Origin of the sequence: Nitrosomonas sp. (assembly GCF_040240425.1) — a bacterium.
Lineage (GTDB): Bacteria > Pseudomonadota > Gammaproteobacteria > Burkholderiales > Nitrosomonadaceae > Nitrosomonas.
The window spans coordinates 1-18217 of record NZ_QPHG01000023.1 but is presented as its reverse complement, the minus strand read 5'-3'; the positions used below and the strand labels follow the sequence as shown (position 1 = coordinate 18217).

General features: G+C 49.8%; 23 protein-coding genes. 12 read left to right on the top strand and 11 right to left on the bottom strand.

Annotated elements, in window-relative coordinates; all coding sequences use genetic code 11:
• Nucleotides 1-121: 121 nt before the first annotated feature.
• Nucleotides 122-946, bottom strand: coding sequence for a prolipoprotein diacylglyceryl transferase (gene lgt, locus DU481_RS10105; RefSeq protein WP_350134199.1), 825 nt, complete (start codon nt 944-946; stop codon nt 122-124).
• 99 nt (nt 947-1045) lie between these two features.
• On the opposite strand from lgt, the gene ilvD reads away from it, so the two are divergent.
• The 3 genes from ilvD to DU481_RS10090 all read left to right on the top strand — a co-directional run bounded on the left by ilvD (nt 1046) and on the right by DU481_RS10090 (nt 3747).
• Complete coding sequence (gene ilvD / locus DU481_RS10100; RefSeq protein WP_350134197.1) at nt 1046-2719, top strand: dihydroxy-acid dehydratase; 1674 nt, start codon at nt 1046-1048, stop codon at nt 2717-2719.
• 204 nt (nt 2720-2923) lie between these two features.
• Nucleotides 2924-3235: a c-type cytochrome gene (locus DU481_RS10095; RefSeq protein ID WP_350134196.1), complete on the top strand. Its 312-nt coding sequence runs from the start codon at nt 2924-2926 to the stop codon at nt 3233-3235.
• A 95-nt stretch (nt 3236-3330) separates the two neighbouring features.
• Entirely contained in the window at nt 3331-3747 is a 417-nt protein-coding gene (locus DU481_RS10090; RefSeq protein WP_350134194.1) for an OsmC family protein, read from the top strand.
• Nucleotides 3748-3842: 95 nt separating this feature from the next.
• Here the strand turns inward: DU481_RS10090 and DU481_RS10085 are convergent, their stop codons facing one another.
• The 8 genes from DU481_RS10085 to DU481_RS10050 all read right to left on the bottom strand — a co-directional run bounded on the left by DU481_RS10085 (nt 3843) and on the right by DU481_RS10050 (nt 10324).
• Nucleotides 3843-4700, bottom strand: a complete 858-nt coding sequence (locus tag DU481_RS10085) for an HDOD domain-containing protein (protein ID WP_350134192.1) — start codon at nt 4698-4700, stop codon at nt 3843-3845.
• Nucleotides 4701-4873: 173 nt separating this feature from the next.
• Entirely contained in the window at nt 4874-5818 is a 945-nt protein-coding gene (gene lipA, locus DU481_RS10080) for a lipoyl synthase (RefSeq protein WP_350134190.1), read from the bottom strand.
• Nucleotides 5808-6476 carry a lipoyl(octanoyl) transferase LipB gene (gene lipB / locus DU481_RS10075; RefSeq protein ID WP_350134188.1) on the bottom strand — a complete coding sequence of 223 codons (669 nt, stop codon included), beginning with the start codon at nt 6474-6476 and terminating at the stop codon, nt 5808-5810. Before lipB ends, lipA begins: the two co-directional genes overlap by 11 nt.
• A gap of 9 nt (nt 6477-6485) precedes the next feature.
• The gene (locus DU481_RS10070) at nt 6486-6752 is read right to left on the bottom strand and encodes an HP0495 family protein (protein WP_350112875.1); all 267 of its coding nucleotides are present in this window, start codon (nt 6750-6752) and stop codon (nt 6486-6488) included.
• Nucleotides 6753-6772: 20 nt separating this feature from the next.
• Nucleotides 6773-7642 carry a D-amino acid aminotransferase gene (locus DU481_RS10065; RefSeq protein WP_350134186.1) on the bottom strand — a complete coding sequence of 290 codons (870 nt, stop codon included), beginning with the start codon at nt 7640-7642 and terminating at the stop codon, nt 6773-6775.
• 30 nt (nt 7643-7672) lie between these two features.
• Complete coding sequence (locus DU481_RS10060; protein WP_108698846.1) at nt 7673-8794, bottom strand: D-alanyl-D-alanine carboxypeptidase family protein; 1122 nt, start codon at nt 8792-8794, stop codon at nt 7673-7675.
• A 93-nt stretch (nt 8795-8887) separates the two neighbouring features.
• Nucleotides 8888-9433: an NUDIX hydrolase gene (locus DU481_RS10055; protein WP_350134184.1), complete on the bottom strand. Its 546-nt coding sequence runs from the start codon at nt 9431-9433 to the stop codon at nt 8888-8890.
• A gap of 42 nt (nt 9434-9475) precedes the next feature.
• On the bottom strand, nt 9476-10324 hold the full coding sequence (locus DU481_RS10050; RefSeq protein WP_350134182.1) for a DUF2914 domain-containing protein: 849 nt from the start codon (nt 10322-10324) through the stop codon (nt 9476-9478).
• Between the two features lie 100 nt (nt 10325-10424).
• On the opposite strand from DU481_RS10050, the gene ligA reads away from it, so the two are divergent.
• Nucleotides 10425-12473, top strand: a complete 2049-nt coding sequence (ligA, locus tag DU481_RS10045; RefSeq protein WP_350134181.1) for an NAD-dependent DNA ligase LigA — start codon at nt 10425-10427, stop codon at nt 12471-12473.
• A 58-nt stretch (nt 12474-12531) separates the two neighbouring features.
• On the opposite strand, the gene DU481_RS10040 is transcribed toward ligA, so the two are convergent.
• Together DU481_RS10040 and DU481_RS10035 are read right to left on the bottom strand one after the other, a co-directional pair.
• Complete coding sequence (locus tag DU481_RS10040; RefSeq protein ID WP_350134180.1) at nt 12532-13098, bottom strand: hypothetical protein; 567 nt, start codon at nt 13096-13098, stop codon at nt 12532-12534.
• A gap of 1 nt (nt 13099) precedes the next feature.
• Nucleotides 13100-13723: an MIP/aquaporin family protein gene (locus DU481_RS10035; RefSeq protein ID WP_350134178.1), complete on the bottom strand. Its 624-nt coding sequence runs from the start codon at nt 13721-13723 to the stop codon at nt 13100-13102.
• A 170-nt stretch (nt 13724-13893) separates the two neighbouring features.
• Between DU481_RS10035 and DU481_RS10030 the strand changes: the two genes are divergently transcribed.
• The 8 genes from DU481_RS10030 to DU481_RS09995 all read left to right on the top strand — a co-directional run bounded on the left by DU481_RS10030 (nt 13894) and on the right by DU481_RS09995 (nt 17984).
• On the top strand, nt 13894-14439 hold the full coding sequence (locus DU481_RS10030; RefSeq protein WP_350134176.1) for a hypoxanthine-guanine phosphoribosyltransferase: 546 nt from the start codon (nt 13894-13896) through the stop codon (nt 14437-14439).
• A gap of 13 nt (nt 14440-14452) precedes the next feature.
• The gene (locus DU481_RS10025; protein ID WP_121168097.1) at nt 14453-15199 is read left to right on the top strand and encodes an S-methyl-5'-thioinosine phosphorylase; all 747 of its coding nucleotides are present in this window, start codon (nt 14453-14455) and stop codon (nt 15197-15199) included.
• Nucleotides 15189-15722 (top strand): peptide deformylase, encoded by a 534-nt coding sequence (gene def / locus DU481_RS10020; RefSeq protein ID WP_350134175.1) that lies wholly within the window; start codon nt 15189-15191, stop codon nt 15720-15722. The genes DU481_RS10025 and def overlap by 11 nt, the downstream gene beginning before the upstream one ends.
• A 281-nt stretch (nt 15723-16003) precedes the next feature.
• Entirely contained in the window at nt 16004-16306 is a 303-nt protein-coding gene (locus DU481_RS10015; RefSeq protein WP_350134173.1) for a hypothetical protein, read from the top strand.
• A gap of 295 nt (nt 16307-16601) precedes the next feature.
• Nucleotides 16602-16871: a hypothetical protein gene (locus DU481_RS10010; RefSeq protein WP_350134172.1), complete on the top strand. Its 270-nt coding sequence runs from the start codon at nt 16602-16604 to the stop codon at nt 16869-16871.
• On the top strand, nt 16855-17178 hold the full coding sequence (locus tag DU481_RS10005; protein WP_350134170.1) for a hypothetical protein: 324 nt from the start codon (nt 16855-16857) through the stop codon (nt 17176-17178). Before DU481_RS10010 ends, DU481_RS10005 begins: the two co-directional genes overlap by 17 nt.
• A gap of 198 nt (nt 17179-17376) precedes the next feature.
• Entirely contained in the window at nt 17377-17814 is a 438-nt protein-coding gene (locus tag DU481_RS10000) for a hypothetical protein (protein WP_350134168.1), read from the top strand.
• An 11-nt stretch (nt 17815-17825) separates the two neighbouring features.
• The gene (locus tag DU481_RS09995; protein ID WP_350134166.1) at nt 17826-17984 is read left to right on the top strand and encodes a hypothetical protein; all 159 of its coding nucleotides are present in this window, start codon (nt 17826-17828) and stop codon (nt 17982-17984) included.
• Nucleotides 17985-18217: the final 233 nt, after the last annotated feature.

The following is an 18217-nucleotide window of genomic DNA, read 5'->3' as shown; positions in this document are numbered from 1 at the left end:
AAATCGACAGCGCGGCAGGTTGAACCCGCGAATCTTGATTCCTTCCGTCGTTCGCTATAATCCTACAAATGCTCTTGAGATGACAGTAACCACTGATGTAGGAACCCATTCATAAGAATTTCTAGCGTTTTTTGTTTTTGCGCTGGTTATTTTGCGCAACATGGGGTGATTGCCGTCTTGACCACATCAGCGCGGCAATGCCTGCGAGAATCATCGGGATCGATAGCCATTGGCCCATGGTAATGCCGAGTGTCAGAATGCCCATGAAGCCATCTTCCGGTTCGCGGAAGAATTCGGCAAACGAGCGTAAAACACCGTAGCCGATCATGAACATGCCGGTGACTGCGCCGGTTGCGCGCGGTTTGGATGAGTAAATCCAGATGACGATAAACAACAGCACGCCTTCGAGTGCGAATTGATACAGCTGAGATGGGTGGCGGGGGAATTCGTCGACGTAAGGGAAAACCATGCCCCAAGGTACATCGGTGTGACGCCCCCACAGTTCGCCATTGATGAAATTGCCGATGCGTCCTGCGGCTAATCCCAGCGGAATCAGCGGAATGACGAAATCCGTGACAGTCAGCCAGGACAATTTGTGTTTGCGCGCCAGCAATACCATGGCGACGAAAACACCGAGAAAACCGCCATGAAACGACATGCCGCCTTCCCAAATGGCAAAAATGTGCAGCGGGTGGTCCAGGTAGTAACCGAATTGATAGAATAGCACGTGTCCCAAGCGTCCGCCCAGAATCACACCGAGCATGCCGTAAAACAAGGCGTCGTCGAGCATTTCATAGGTGAAAGCCGAATGTGGATTGTGTTTGATGCGATACCGTCCGAGCAGAATGAAGAGCGCGAAACCGAGCAAATACATCAAACCATACCAGTGAATGGAGAGTGGCCCCACGGAGATGGCAACGGGATCAATTTGCGGATGAACGAGCATAGTTTCGGCCTTATTTACGGTAAAATAGCGGCCATTATACCAAGTGCGTTTGTGTGCGCCTTGTCATAAATTGTATTTTTATCTCATTCAGGAGCGAGCATGCCAGACAATAAACGTAGCCAGATTATTACCCAAGGAGCACAACACGCACCCAGCCGCGCCATGTTGCGCGCGGTCGGTTTCAGTGATGGGGATTTTAACAAGCCGATTGTCGGCGTGGCTAACGGTTATTCGACGATTACGCCATGCAATAAGGGCTTGAACGAACTGTCGCTAAAAGCTGAATCGGCACTGAGGAAAGCCGGAGCGATGCCGCAGATGTTCGGCACCATCACGGTATCGGACGGCATTTCGATGGGTACCGAAGGTATGAAGTATTCGCTGGTGTCGCGTGAAGTGATTGCCGACTCGATTGAGACCTGTGTGCAGGGGGGGAGCATGGATGGCGTCATTGCCATTGGCGGCTGCGACAAGAATATGCCGGGTGCGATGATTGCGATTGCGCGCATGAATGTGCCAGCGATTTTTGTCTACGGCGGCACGATCAAACCGGGGCACTACAAGAATCAGGATCTGACGGTGGTCAGCGTATTTGAAGCGGTAGGGCAGCACAGCGCGCATAAAATCGACGCTGAAGAGTTATTGCAGATCGAACGGCACGCGTGTCCCGGTGCCGGTTCGTGTGGCGGTATGTTTACCGCCAACACCATGTCGTCCGCTTTTGAAGCAATGGGCATGAGCTTGCCTTACTCTTCCACGATGTCTGCCGAAGACGGCGAAAAAATGGCCAGCGCCGGGCAATCTGCGGAGGCGTTGGTGAATGCCATCAAACAGCAAATTCTGCCACGCGATATCATCACGCGTAAATCCATAGAAAATGCGGTTGCCGTGATCATGGCGGTAGGCGGTTCGACCAATGCCATCCTGCATTTCCTGGCGATTGCGCATGCCGCCGAGGTTGAATGGAGCATAGACGATTTCGAACGAATGCGCGGCAAAGTACCGGTATTGTGCGACTTGAAACCATCCGGACGCTACGTTACGGCGGATTTGCACCAAGCGGGCGGTGTGCCGCAAGTGATGAAAATGCTGCTGAATCATGGCTTGTTGCATGGGGACTGCATCACCATCAGCGGACAAACGATCGCCGAAGTGTTGAAGGATATTCCCGATACCCCACGTGCAGACCAAAATGTGATCCGGCAATGGGAAAATCCAATGTACGCACAAGGACATCTGGCGATTTTGAAAGGTAATTTATCGACCGAAGGGTGCGTGGCAAAAATTTCCGGCATTAAAAATCCGAAAATCACCGGACCCGCACGTGTATTTGAATCGGAAGAAACCTGCATGGCAGCGATTCTGGAACGTAAGATTCAACCGGGCGATGTCGTGGTGATCCGCTACGAAGGCCCGAAAGGCGGTCCTGGCATGCGAGAAATGTTGTCGCCGACTGCTGCGCTGATCGGTGAAGGGCTGGGTGATTCCGTCGGTTTGATCACCGATGGACGTTTTTCCGGTGGTACCTATGGCATGGTGGTCGGTCACGTTGCACCGGAAGCGTTTGTTGGCGGCACGATTGCGTTAGTACAGGAAGGCGACTCGATCACCATCGACGCCGAGCAACGGCTGCTGCAATTGAATGTGTCCGATGATGTGCTGGCAAAGCGCCGTGCAGCCTGGCAACCACCGCAACCGCGTTATTCGCGCGGGGTATTGGCCAAATATGCGAAACTGGTTTCCAGCGCTAGCGCGGGAGCGATAACGGATTAAATCGGTAGCGCTGACATGAAGAACGATCTGATCCGGTTTCTTCATGCTCTGCTGGAACTAAATAATTTAACCTTAAGTCTTAGCAAGGCAGTATCATCGGAGTTTGCAGCATGACCGGTAATCACAAACTTACAGGAATTGCTGCAAGTCTGTAAAGTTCGGGTTAGAATATTAACCCTTTTATAATTTTAATAAGGAAGAGATATGAAAAAAGTTTTAATTGGAGCAGTTGCTGCATCTGCCATTTTATTAGCTGGTGTTGCACAAGCAAACGCCGATTTGGCAAAAAACAGCGGATGTTTGAATTGTCACAATGTTGATACCAAACTGGTTGGTCCAAGCCTGAAAGATGTTGCCGCTAAATACGCAGATCAAGCCGATGCATCTGCTTATTTGACCGATAAAATTCTAAAAGGAAGTAACGGTGTTTGGGGCCCAATCCCAATGCCACCAAATGCTAATGTTAGCCCAGAAAATGCTAAAGCTTTAGCTGACTTTATTCTGACCCTGAAGTAAGTCGTTCTGAATTCAGGAAAGCCGACGCATAACAACGTCGGCTTTTTGTTTGCCCGGATATTTTGCAAGAATGCTTTGTAGTGATGGAGGGAACAATGAAAACTCGTATCAAATGGAAAGGGAATGTCAGCTTTGAGGCTGAGTCCGGCAGCGGTCATTCGGTGTTGATGGATGGTGCGCCGGAGGCTGGCGGACAAAACCTCGGGCCGCGTCCGATGGAAATGCTGTTAATGGGGCTGGGCGGTTGTACCACATTCGACGTGGTATTGATTCTGAAAAAAAGCCGTCAGGACATCATCGATTGTGTGGTTGAAATCGAAGCCGAACGCGCCCCGGTCGATCCGAAAGTATTCACTCATATCCACTTGCATTTCATTATCACTGGACACAATTTGAATCCACAGACGGTTGAACGTGCGATTGACTTATCTGCGGAAAAGTATTGCTCGGCTTCCATCATGCTGAAACAAACAGTAAAAATCACGCATGATTATGAAATTATTAATGCTTAATGATAATTTTCTGCATCGTATTGTTGAACCGGTAACGGTTGGAGTCGCGCAGGAGTTTTAAACGAGCAATTCAATGGATGCCTGTTTTATGTTTTCTATACACACAGCGCTTCCGTTAACGACCTCACTTCCGCCTCCGAGTCCTTCAGCACAGCACTCAATGTTTCCTCGTCGGTTAATAAATCGATATTGGCAATGCTGTAACCCATTTGGTTTGAGGGCAGAATAAACGGGGATTTGACGGGAGCCAACTGATCGGCGAACAACAGCGTATCACCGAGTGTGGAAGGAGGAAATGTCAAATAACCGCGCCATAAATAGACGATGCCGTCGATCACAGGCTCCGGAACCGATAAGGCTTTGAGAATGGCGGTGCCGATTTTAATTTCACACTCCAATTCCGTCTCGTCTTCCAAATCTTCGTCACTGTTCCAAGAACTGGCGATGCTCTCATCGGTTAATCCAGGATAATGCTTTTCTCGCGCTAACAGATAGAACCAGCTGATTTCGTGAATGATTCCTGCGAACATTGCCGTATCCGGATCTTGTTTCGTGATCCGGCGGGCGATAACCTGCGCCAGCGCTGCTACGTGGGCGGAATGCTGCCATAATTGCGTAACCATTTCGTTCCGCACTTGCGGTCCGGTAAGTTGCTGCACCACGACAGCTGTTGCTAGGTTGCGTACGGTACGCAAACCAATCAAGGTCACCGCAGAACGCACATCGGTAATTTTTTTCCCCGACCGGTTGAATACCACTGAATTGGCTATAGCCACGACTTTGGCCGACAGCAACGGTTCCAATTGAATGAACTTGATCACCATCTCAAGATTGCAATCAGGATCATTTAACGCTTTATTGATTTTGATTGCCGCATGAGTCGAAGTGGGAAAAATTAATCTTCCTTGTTCGACTTCAGCAGCCAACGCACTTAAAATTGCGCTTTTTTCCATACAAATCCCTTTTCACGAGTGAGCCAAGGCATGGGCTATCATCCATACTTCTCAGCTTACGCTAGGATCGTGAATAATGATTCGATAAAAAGCGCAATGAATTGAAGCTATTTCCAATTCTGTTAACTTGTACTGCAAATGAGCAAGTTAATGTGCAGCAAGCATGTTCCGGTTTAAAGCAGGCCGGATTCGTGCGCCTGCTGATCGGCATGATAGCTGGAACGCACCATCGGGCCGCAGGCGGCATGGCTGAAACCCATTTCCAGCGCGGCTTGTTCAAAAATTTTGAAACCTTCAGGCGTAACGTAACGCATGACCGGCAGATGGCCGATGCTGGGTTGCAAATATTGACCGATAGTGAGCATTTCCACATCGTTTTCACGCAGGTTACGTAGTACTTGCATGATTTCTTCGTCGGTTTCGCCTAATCCGAGCATCAAGCCGGACTTGGTGGGGATGTGCGGAAATTGTGCTTTGAAGTCCTTGAGCAGTTTCAGCGAGTTTGCATAATCAGCGCCGGGACGGCATTGTTTGTACAAGCGAGGTACGGTTTCGAGATTGTGATTTAATACATCCGGCGGGCAGGCGGCGAGTTTTTCCAAAGCTACTTCGAGACGGCCGCGGAAATCCGGTACCAAGGTTTCGATTTTGGTATGTGGCGAATGTGTGCGGATTTCACGGATGCAATCGGCAAAATGCTGTGCGCCGCCGTCGCGTAAGTCGTCACGATCCACGCTGGTGATGACCACATAGCGTAATTTCATGGCACCGATCGATTGCGCCAGATGCAACGGCTCATCCGCATCCGGCGGTTTTGGGCGGCCATGCGCGACATCGCAGAAGGGACAGCGGCGAGTACATAAGTCACCGAGGATCATGAAGGTGGCGGTGCCTTTACCGAAGCATTCGCCGATATTCGGGCAGGATGCTTCTTCGCATACGGTATGCAGCTTATGTTCGCGCAGCAGGCGTTTGACTTCGTAATAATTTTCGCTGTTCGACGAGCGTACGCGAATCCACGAGGGTTTGCGCAATAATTCGTCGCGCGATTGTGGTGCTATTTTGACGGGGTTGCGTGCTGTTTTATCAGCGCCTTTTTGGCGGGTATCAGTGGTCATGTTGTTCCGTTAATCGTTTTGTGAGAAGTTTTTCTTGTAATTGATCGGCTAGTTTAGTGCTTAAAATGTCCGCGCCATCGGGAATACCCAGGTTTTTGGTTTGCGTGACTTGTAATCCTTGATAACCGCAGGGATTGATGTACGAGAACGGTGTCAAGTCCATATCCACATTCAGCGCAATGCCGTGGTAGCAGAAGTTTTTTCTGATTTTGAGTCCCAACGAAGCGATTTTGGCATTTCCTACGTAAACGCCGGGGGCTTCAACGCGTCCGGCAGCGTTAATGCGATAGTCTTGGAGTAAGCCGATCACGGCGCTTTCCATCAATCTGACCAATTCACGTACGCCGAGTTTCAGGCGGCGGATATCCAGCAGCAGGTAAGCGATGATTTGCCCCGGCCCGTGGTATGTGATTTGACCGCCGCGATCCGTTTTGACTACCGCAATTCCATGATCGTGGAGCAAATGCTCGGGTTTGCCTGCAATGCCTTGGGTAAAAACCGGCGGGTGCTGCAATAACCAGATTTCATCGTGCGTTTGTTCGTTCCGGTTGTGCGTAAAATCCTTCATGGCCTGCCAGGTGGTCTGGTAATCCGATAATCCCAGGGTTTTGACGATGAAATGCTGCGGTGTGCAAACAGATGTGGAAAGATTTTGCATCGGGAATGATCACAATACCACAGCAACTGAGGGATGGCTCGATAGCGCCTGGTACAGGGCATCCAATTGTGCTCGGGAAGTGGCGCGAATGGTGCACGTCAGACTTAAATAGGTTCCATTCTTGCTGGTTCTGGCTGACATAGTGGCGGTATCAAAATCCGGTGCATGAAATTTAACGATCGCCAGCGCAATCTGTGTGAAATCCTGTTGCGCTTTACCCATGATCTTGATGGGAAAATCGCAAGGATATTCGATCAGTGACGGCTGTTCAGACATCGGAAAATTCAAGCCACCGGTTATGAATTCGAGCAACCGCAGGAATGGCCGCGCATATTTGTGGCTTTATAGTCCTGGTACAGCGTGTGCAAACGGGCAAACAGCGGCCCCGGTTTTCCCTGTCCTACCGGTTGATTGTCCAGCGACGCGATCGGCATGATTTCTTTGGTCGAGGATGTCAACAGAATTTCATCGGCCGTATGGACTTCCGCTTCCGTGATTTCACGGATTTCATGCGGTATTTTATTCGCTGCGGCCAATTCAAGCACCACATCGTAGGTAATGCCGGGCAGCATCAGATTACTTTTCGGCGGAGCCAGCAGTATGCCGTTTTTAACGACGAAGATATTACTGGCGGCGCCTTCGGTGAGGAAGCCATCCCGGATCAGAATGGTTTCCAGTGCGTGCACATCCACCGCCAATTGCCGCAGCAGCACATTCGGTAATAATGAGATGGCTTTGACATCGCAGCGTATCCAGCGGTTATCGATCGCGGTAATGGCCGAAGCACCGCTGGCCAGCAGTTCCGCGGGTGGCGGTAGCAGCGGGTTGCTCATGATGAAAACAGTGGGTGGCACATTGACCGGAAACGCATGATCCCGTTTGGCGACGCCGCGCGTGATGTGCAAGTAGAGATATTGATCTTCTCCCTCATTTTTGGCGATGACTTGTTCCAACAAGTTTTTCCATTCGTCGTTGCTGAACGGATTTTTCAAGCGGATGCCATCCAGGCTGTGTTGTAGCCGCTTGAGATGTTTAGGGAGGCGGAAGGGTCTGCGCGAATAAGCCGGGATGACTTCATAGATGCCATCGCCAAAGATAAAACCGCGATCCAGCACGGGGATGCATGCTTCTTCAATGGGCATAAACTTACCGTTCAGATATATCATGCGAACCTTCTATGATGTGTTAAGACTGGATTAATTAAAGAGTAATTTTACACTATCCCAAGCACGGCCGATGAAGTTCGCGGTATCGACTTTCTCCAGAGCGACCAATGGATAGGTTTCAACGGTTTTGTCATCCAGCGTGAATTTTACCGTGCCGACTTCCTGCCCCAATTGCACCGGCGCGATCAGCGGTTGCTTGTATTCCATGGTGGCTTTGAGTTTATCGCCCTGACCTTTAGGGAGGGTGAAATAAACATCCCGGTCGAATCCGGCTTTCAGCTCGTTTTGCGTGCCTTTCCACAAATGGATGGTGGTCAGTGAATCGTTCTTTTTGTATAGATGCAGCGTGTCGTAAAACTGGAAGCCGTAATTGAGCAGGCGCTGGCTTTCGATGCTGCGCGCATTGGCTGATTTCGCGCCGATCACCACCGATATGAGCCGCCGCTTGTCGCGGATCGCGGAAGTGATCAGGCAATAACCGGCGGTTTTAGTCCATCCGGTTTTCATGCCATCCACATGCGGATCAATCCATAACAACCGGTTTCTGTTCGGCTGCGTAATGTTGTTGTAGGTATATTCCTTTTGTGAATAGTGCGGATAAAATTCGGGAAAATCGCGGATGATGGCCGTTGCCAGCAGTGTCAGATCATGCGCCGTGGTGTAGTGCTCCGGATCGGGCAAACCGGTCGAATTGGTAAAATGCGTGTTTTTCATACCCAATCGGCCCGCTTCTTTATTCATCAGATTGGCGAAGCTGGCTTCCGAGCCTGCAACCGCTTCCGCCAATGCGATACAAGCATCGTTGCCGGATTGCACAATCATGCCGCGGATCAATTCTTCCACGGTGACTTGTTTGTTGGGTTCGATAAACATGCGCGAACCGATCATACGCCAGGCGCTTTCGGATACCGGAACCGGTTGATCCAAGGCAATCTGCTTTTGTTTGATGGCGGAAAACACCACATATGCGGTCATGAGTTTTGTTAACGATGCGGGTTCGATACGTTCATCCGCATTTTGACCGGCCAGCACCTGGCCGGTTTGGAAATCTGACAGTAAATAAGCTTTGGCTGCGATGGAGATATCTTGTGATTGGGCAGGTACTGACGAGACGGCGAGGCATACTAGCAATAGAACGAATAAATGCTTCATAAGAGTCTGGAGTCTGCAAAAAATAAACATTATAGCTTGCTGTCGGGGAATCTAAAACCTTGTAATTTTTGGGCGAAGAAACAATGACCTTGTTCAGGAGCTGCTGGATGGTTTGTCGATGACACCCATGTGAAATCCCAATTTTCCTTGGCTGCGCTCCTTAAAATATTGTTTTAAGGGATCATGGATGACGCGGAATGCCATCTCTTCCCAAGGAATTTCATGCTCGGAGACCAGTTTGACGTCCAGGCTTTCAATGCCAGGCTTGAAATCGAGATCGAGCAATCGCGCGCGGAATAAGATATAGACCTGACTGATATGCGGCAGACTGTAAACGGCGTACAAGTCGCCGATTTCCACCCGTGCATTGGCTTCTTCCAGTGTTTCGCGCGCGGCGGCTTGTTCCAGCGTTTCATTATTTTCCATAAAACCGGCTGGCAAGGTCCACCAGCCTAAACGCGGTTCAATGGCGCGGCGGCACAATAAGATTTTATCTTCCCATTCCGGAATGCACCCGACCACCATCTTGGGGTTCTGATAGTGAATCACCTTGCACGTCGTGCACACATAGCGCAGCAGGGAATCGCCTTCGGGGATGATCAACTCAACGGTGGCACTGCAATAACTGCAATATTTCATGGGTAAATCCTTTAGTGCATACGGTAGGATGTGAGCACAGTTTTACTGTTGGGTGACGGTAAAGCTCCGGCTTGCCAATAGGTTTCCGGATTCATCGGCTAATTCAACGCGCCATTCTCCCAGCCGCCGTTGATCCAATTGCTTGCTGGCATGCGTGCGCCAATTGTTGTTGTGCACCTGCAAGTTTAATTTTGAATCCAGTTTGTCATTGTAATACCAGTCAATACGGATTTTCTTTCCCCGCATATTTTTTAAATGCAGGTAAAAATGAATCGGTTTGGATTCACCCGGTTGCAGTTGCACGGTGTCAATCGAATCGACCGGTTCACGTGCGTCTATCGCATGACTCAATTGCGCGCGGACAACTTCGGCATGATCGGATGGTTGCTGCGGTTTTGCTTGTACAGCCGTTTTCGGCGTCGTTTTTCCGGCGTTAGCGGATGCGATCCGCTGCGGTTTTTTTGCGGGTATTGGAACTGGTTTAGCGGCAGCGTGCTTTGTGCCGGACTCGGCTGGTTTCACCAGGGGTTTCTGCACGCTGATCGATTCACCCGGTTGCGTTCCGGTGGTATTGCCGGTTGTGGCGGGGGCCGCCTCGGTTTTTTCCGGGGAAACGGCCTGTCCGGAAACTGCAACGGCGGTGTGGCCGGATACAATCGTCTCATCGGCGGCTTTCTCAGTGCCGCCGCTGGAAAAAAGCAAATAACCGGCCAAAACGAGAATGGCTAACAGCAATGCTGCTGCGATGGCGATTTTGTTCCAATCCAGCGTTTCTTCGTAAGTGACTTCCGGTTCGGGATAAATCTCTTCGATGGCTTGTGGCGGTTGCTGAATTTGAATACGGATTTTTAATTTATTGTTGCTCATGTCGCGTGTCGTTTCTTGAGACATTGGGATTTCGTAAAGGAATTTTTCGATGGAGTGTGCAGTATAAAGGATTTTTTACCAATTACTGAAACCGTGTCTTACCGCTATTCGTTATACTTCCGCTATGGAAGAGAACATTCGTGAAATAAGCCATCGTGCGCAGGCGCTGCGAGCCGAGATCGAGTCGCATAATTACCGTTATTATGTGCTCGATAATCCATCCATTCCCGATGTGGAATACGATCGATTGCTGCGTGAATTGCAGCAAATCGAGCAGGATTTCCCGCAACTGATTACCGCCGGTTCGCCAACACAGCGGGTGGGTGCTGCACCGCTCAAAGCCTTCGCGCAAATCACACACACTGTTCCGATGTTGTCATTGAGCAATGCGTTTGACGATAGTGAAGTCGAGGCTTTCGACCGGCGTGTGCGCGATGGTTTGTCCGTTGATAGTGTGGAATATACCGCGGAGCCGAAATTCGACGGACTGGCGGTCAGTTTGCGCTATGAACATGGTGACTTCAAAACCGGTGCAACGCGCGGCGATGGTTATACCGGTGAAGATATTACGCTCAACCTGAGAACGATCCGGTCGATTCCTCTGCGGTTGCCGCTGGCTCATCCACCGGCTTTGCTGGAAGTGCGCGGTGAAGTATTGATGTTGCAAAAAGATTTTCAGCGGTTGAATCAGCAGCAATTGGCCAAAGGTGAAAAGGAATTCGCCAATCCGCGCAATGCGGCGGCGGGTTCGTTGCGTCAACTCGATCCCGGCATTACCGCGACCCGGCGTCTTGCTTTTTTCGCGTATGGCATCGGGCAATGCGACGACGCGGATTTGCCGCGGGATACGCATTACCGGATGCTGCAATATCTCTCCATGTTGCATTTTCCGGTCACGCAGGAATGCCGGGTGGTGACGGGTTTAACCGGGTTGCTGGATTACTATCGCGCGATTGGCGCTAAACGCGATGCTTTGCCGTATGCCATCGATGGCGTCGTGTATAAAGTCAATTCGCTGGCATTCCAAGAAAAACTCGGTTTTGTGTCACGTGCGCCGCGCTTCGCCATCGCGCACAAATTTCCGGCGCAGGAAGCCATCACGCAATTGCTCGATATCGATGTGCAAGTCGGCAGAACTGGTGCTTTAACACCGGTTGCGCGTCTGCAACCGGTGTTTGTCGGCGGTGTGACCGTGACCAACGCGACCTTGCACAACGCCGATGAGATCGAACGCAAGGACGTGCGCATCGGCGATACCGTCATCGTGCGCCGTGCCGGTGATGTGATTCCAGAAGTGGTGGCGGTGGTGGCGGAAAAACGCCCAGCGGATGCGCGGATGTTTGTCATGCCCGGGCATTGCCCGGTATGCGGCGCGAAAGCCGTGCGGCTCCCGGACGAGGCGGTCGCGCGCTGCACCGGCGGTTTATTCTGTCCGGCACAACGCAAACAGGCGATCTTGCATTTCGCATCGCGACGTGCGCTGGATATCGAAGGATTAGGGGACAAGCTGGTCGATCAGATGGTTGATAACGCCATTATCCGCACACCGGCGGATCTGTATAAATTGGGATTGGCAGCATTGGCCGGTCTGGAACGCATGGCGGAGAAATCAGCCGGGAATATTCTGCGAGCGATTGAGAAAAGCAAACACACCACACTGGCCAGATTTATCTATGCACTCGGCATCCGCAATGTCGGCGAAGCGACGGCGAAAGATCTGGCGGCGCATTTGGGCAGTCTGGACCCATTGATCGAAGTGGATAGCGAGCGCTTGCAGCAAATTAGCGAGCACTTGCAGCAAATCCCGGATATCGGTCCGGTGGTGGCGCAAAGTATTGTGGATTTTTTTGCCGAGTCGCATAACCGTGAAGTGATAAAACAGCTGCGCGCCTGCGGCGTGCATTGGGATGAGCACGAAGGTAAATCCGCGCAAAACGGCTTGGCCGCGCCATTAAGCGGCAAAATATTTGTGTTGACGGGCACTTTGCCGACGATGAGCCGTGAAGAAGCCAAGGAAAAAATCGAGGCGTTGGGCGGCAAAGTCAGCGGCAGCGTTTCCAAAAAAACCGATTATGTCGTCGTCGGCACCGATCCCGGCAGTAAGTACGACAAAGCGGTGAGTATCGGAATTACCATTCTTGATCAAGAAGGATTGGAGGCGTTGCTGAAATAATCCATCGCTGCTGCCACGGGAATAGAATGGCAACAAAGCTGCCATTCTATTATTTGATCTACAGCGTGTTATCTTTGGTTAACGTGAATGTTCCGGCAGGGATGCCATTGACACTATACCCATAAGTTCCGGCCGGAAGTCCGTAGACCTCGAGGGGAATGATTTTCTCGTACGGCACAAGCGCTGCTGTGCATGCTATCCCTTCAGGGAATGGATTAGGCCCGACGTGAAGAATAATTTCAAAAGTATTGTCCTTGAGTACCTGATTGATTTGCTGAAAATACCCGCAACCATTTGAAAATTGCCCGGTGATTTTGAGAAAAACCTGGACCGGTGATGAATCTACAACGATGGCTTCAACCTTTTCATCATAGGTTGCAGGACCGGGAATAATTTTAGTTTCGACAAACTTATTCAGTTTCCAGCTGTTGGTGGAACTTTCAAACTGTAACTCCGCATTCTGAAAGTTGCCCGGCTGCGCATCGGTATCAACACGAGGAATGATCAGCTTTCCATCCCGAAAGACCGGGTAATCGGAAGCATCAGCATTGCGTTGCGAAAAAATAAGACTTGCCAGTAAAACGGTAATTCCGATCGCTAGGTATTTTGTTGTGAATATTTGCATATTATTTATCCTCGGGGTTGAGTATATTAAAAATAACGGCTGCCAATGCGCCACCGGCAAAGTCAGCAGAAATATGAATCCAGATATTGCTCCAATCCATTAAACCCATCAACGGTGCGGCAATGGCAACAGCTGGGTTAAACGCGCCACCGGAAATTCCGCCCACGGAGAATGCGCCTGTCATGACCACGAAGCCGATGGCTAAACCGTAAAAGGAGTTGCCGCTGGTTCCTTTTGCCGTGGCGACATTGAGCACGACGTACGCCAATGCAAACGTGAACAAAAATTCGGCAATCAGCGACTTGGTCACATCGATGGTTCCGGCGGTAGTGCCTGAGCCCACCAGGAATTGTGCAGTCAGTGCGCCTGCTACCGCGCCCAGAATTTGCGCGGTAAGGTACACCGGCACGTCAGCCATGGTGCATCTTCCGCGGATAAGCACCGCCAAAGTGACAGCCGGATTATAGTGCGCGCCGGAAATATGTCCGCCGGCGTAAACCAGAACCATTAACACGGAACCGATGGCGAGAGGCGCAATGACACCGGCGCTGCCCGGTATTACCGTCAAGCCTATGGTGAGCAGCAGGAAGAAGGTGCCAATGCATTCAACGATAAATTTATTCATGGTGAGTTACTCCTTTCAATGAAGTGCTTTCATTTAATCATAAAAAATTTTTCCGTGTAAGAATTTTTTACCTGCATGGATTGCATGGGAAGTATTTGAAGCTTTCAGTCCGGCGCTATAATATCTTGTAAAAAACGCGATTTTATTCAAACCATAACCCTAAATCTTTCATGCAAACTTACCAGCAACTGGAGCAAATTCTTAATACGGCGGAATTAATTCATTCCGAGCAAACCGTTACGCAAACGGTGCAGCGCATGGCGACGGATATCACGCGCGTGTTGTCGCATCAGCAGCCGCTGGTTTTGTGCTTGCTGGGCGGAGCGGTGATATTCACCGGACAATTGCTGCCGCAATTGCGGTTTCCGCTGGATTTCGATTATGCCCATCTGACGCGTTACGACAAGAAAATGCAGGGCGGAGAGATTCACTGGCGGGTGGAGCCCAGGGAAAGCGTCAAGGATCGCGTCATTCTGGTGCTGGACGATATTCTCGACGAAGGTATTACACTGGCCGCTATCCGCGCCAAAGTGCTGGAGAATGGCGCAAAAGCGTTTTACAGTGCGGTGTTTACCGAGAAAGAAACGGGCAAAACCAAACCGATCAAAGCCGATTTTGTTGGATTGACGGTGCCGGACCGGTATGTGTTCGGTTTTGGCATGGATATTCAAGGCGCGTGGCGGAATTTGCCCGCGATTTACGCAGTAAAAGACTGAAACGGGGGAAATGATGCTTGCAATTATAGGCGGCAGCGGATTGACGCAATTATCCTGTCTTGAAATATCCCACCGGCAAATCATACGTACCCCGTATGGCGAACCTTCCGGGCCGCTGACATTCGGTAAGCTGCACGGCGAGGACATCGTTTTTCTGGCACGGCATGGCCACGGCCACACGATACCGCCGCATGCGATCAATTACCGGGCGAATTTATGGGCGCTGCATTCCCTGAAACCGGCGCATGTGATTTCCGTGGCGTCGGTCGGCGGCATTCGTGCCGATCTGACGCCAGGCAAGTTGGTGGTGCCCAATCAGATTATCGATTATACCTATGGACGCAATTTCACTTTTTTTGAAGGAAAGGATCAACCGGTGACACATATTGATTTTACCCAGCCATACAGTCAGCAAACACGCGCATTACTGCTGCAAGCAGCCAGCAATGCTTATGAAGCCATTTTCGATGGCGGTGTCTATGCCGCAACGCAAGGGCCGCGACTTGAAACCGCCGCGGAAATCAATCGGCTGGAACGAGACGGCGCCGATATCGTCGGCATGACCGGCATGCCGGAAACGGCGCTGGCCAGGGAGTTGGGCCTAAGTTACGCCACACTGGCAGTGGTCGCTAATCAAGCCGCCGGACGGGGCGCCAATGTAAATGCCATACCGCTGAAGGAAATTTATGCCGTGCTGGAACAAGCGATGGTGCGTGTCAGAAACATTCTGGAACATGTGGTGAACTGCCATGGCCATTAGATCCGTACTGAAAATGGGCGATCCGGTTTTGCTGCAAACCGCCAAACCCGTCGAACGATTCGATACTGCCGAATTGCACGAATTAATTCAGGATATGCAAGACACCATGGCTTACCTCAATGGTGCAGGCTTAGCTGCGCCGCAAATTGGCGTGAGCTTACAGGTGGTGATTTTCGGTTTTGACCAGAATCCCCGCTACCCGCGCGCGGAAGAAGTACCTTTCACGGTTCTGATCAACCCGCAGCTCATACCACTATCCGACGACAAGGAAGACGATTGGGAAGGCTGCCTCAGCGTACCCGGTATGCGCGGCATGGTGCCACGCTACTCGCGTTTGCGCTATCACGGCGTGGATCAATACGGCACCGCAATTGACCGCAGCGTCAGCGGTTTTCACGCGCGCGTGGTGCAGCATGAATGCGATCATCTGCAAGGGATTCTCTACCCGATGCGCATCAAAGATTTCCGGCAATTCGGGTTTACCGATGTGCTATTTCCGGGGCAGGGTGTTGTGGATGATTAGATCTTTATTACTTATTTTTACCAAATAAACCCTGCCGGAGTGAGGATTTATTGAGAAATGACTGGCACTCCCTGCGTCATTGGTGACTTACTGCATAAGGATGAGGAAGGGTGCGGTAGCACTTGCCGTACATCAATTGAAGCCTTCCACATGATAAGAATCAGCTTGCTTTTGCTCGTTTCAATGATAGTTTACGCCGTTCTTTTACGAAGAAGGCCGGGCTGGATAGAGAAGTAAGGCGGTTTTGTGCAATCGATGGTGGGATCAAGGTGTATGAGACGGTGAAATTGCCGGCGGAGAGATTTGATCAGTATGGGCAGATACAAATTCCAGCCGAATGGTTGGCCAAACCGGAAGATGAGTATTTCTACAAAGGCTCTACAAGTTATCTAACCAAGGGAAATCCAGAGTTGCTGCAATTACGCACTTTGATGTATCGCAAATCTGACAATAAATTACTTGGCGAAAGCACGGTTTATATGAGACGTGGCGGTGGCATACCAGGGCCTTGGCATATGCCAGCGTTTATCTGTCCTCAAAAAACAGATGTGGATATGAAAGAACAAATATTTATCAAGGAATGAGGAGAGAATTGTGAGTCAACAAACCGAATATTATAAATAGGCAGAATTAGCTTTAGCAGTATATGGAAATTTTGCTACGAATGAGCCAACTCGGCAGGAATTAGTAGCCGCAGAATTTTCTGAAACACAGGCTGATGCTTTCATCCTCAAATACCGTATAGTCGTCCAATACACCGATGCCACCAGTCTCTCAGCAACAGTATTTACCGATAAGATTACCAGTGATACCTTTCTTGCAGTCCGAGGTACCGAGCTTACTGATATCAGAGATTTTGCAACCGGAGTTTTTGATATCATGCTGTTTGGCAGTGCACAACTGCATCCCCAATTTAATAGCCTTAAAGCCAAAGTTACTGAATGGCTGGGAAACGGCACACTTTCTCCGACATTCACTGTCACCGGGCATAGCATGGGTGGCTTTTTGGCAACAGGTCTTGTTAACGATCCTGATTTCGCCAGTAATGTTTCACATGCTTATCTCTACAACACACCAGGACTAGGTGGTTTTCTAGGATCTTCCATAAATACCGTGCAGGGTTGGATAAATTTTGCCGAAGCATATTGATCAATCCAAAATCAGCAATATCGAAGCGGCAACCGGTATCAGTCCAATTTCAGGCCTGGGTTTCGACGCCGCTTCCCCGATTGACATCATCATTGAAGACCAAATGGCTCCGGACATAAGCAATCCTCCCGGCGCACGGAACCACAGTCAGCAGGTATTAACCGATGCTTTAGCTACCTATTCGGTTTATTCCCAACTGGTGCCGAATCTGAATCAGGAACAGCTCAATAAACTCATCGATGCTTTCGGTTCGACCAAGGATGTCATTGGAGCATCCAATAGTGAAACCCTGGAATCCGCATGTTGATGTGTTCCGTGTCATTCTGTGAACCCCAGATCAACTTGCAAAAGAAAATTCTTTTTGTGTGTCGCTGTGTCGAAAATTCCAAACCTGGAATGAAGAATCAATAAACAATACCCGTTAAATTCTGCTTTGATTGTAACTTGCTGCTGTAAGAGCGGGATTTTGTGATGGTTATTACCTATGCCAATAGAGGCCTGCTATATGAAAAGAATCGTTTTGTTTTTGTTAGCATCATTGATCGTATATGCCACTTTTTTTACTGAAAAGGACAGACTGGATAGGGAAGTTAAACGGCTGTGTGCGATAGATGGTGGAATCAAGGTGTATGAAACGGTCAAGTTGCCGGTCGAGAGATTTGAGAAGGATGGTTCTATATATATTCCATCCAAGCAAATGGTAAAACCGAATCATGAGTATTACTACGAATCATCTCAACAATTTCTTATTAAGGGAAATCCATCGATGTGGCGGAACCATTATGCGGTTTATCGGAAGTCTGATAATAAATTGATTGGTGAATCGTCGAGTTATTCAAGGCATGGCGGAGACATTCCAGGGCCTTGGCACGGATCATCGTTCAGATGCCCTGTGAAAGCGGATATAACCGACCTGAATATGCAAATTTTTATCAAGGAATGAGGGGAGTGACTATGAGTCATCATACTGATTATTTCAAACAAGCAGAATTAGCATTAGCAGCATACGCAAATCTGGTTAAAGAAATTCCAAATCAAAATGAATTAAAAGAGGCGGAATTTTCTGCTAGCCAAGCCAGCACTTTTGCCGATACTTATCGTGTAGTCACTTAAGGAAGCGCTGAACAATTAGTGATTTTCAGATTTTCCGGTAATCCCGCCAGTTTTTTGAACACGAATTCCCGGCAATTCATTTTTCAGTGGTGTTTTGTAGCCGGATTTCCCCTGTTTGTGCGTCATCATCCGCCGCCGGGGTATGATGGACGGACTTTTCCCTCAAGCCGTCATCAACTGCCTGCGCAGCAGGTACAGGTTGGCCATACCCATCAACATGTTCACCTGAACGG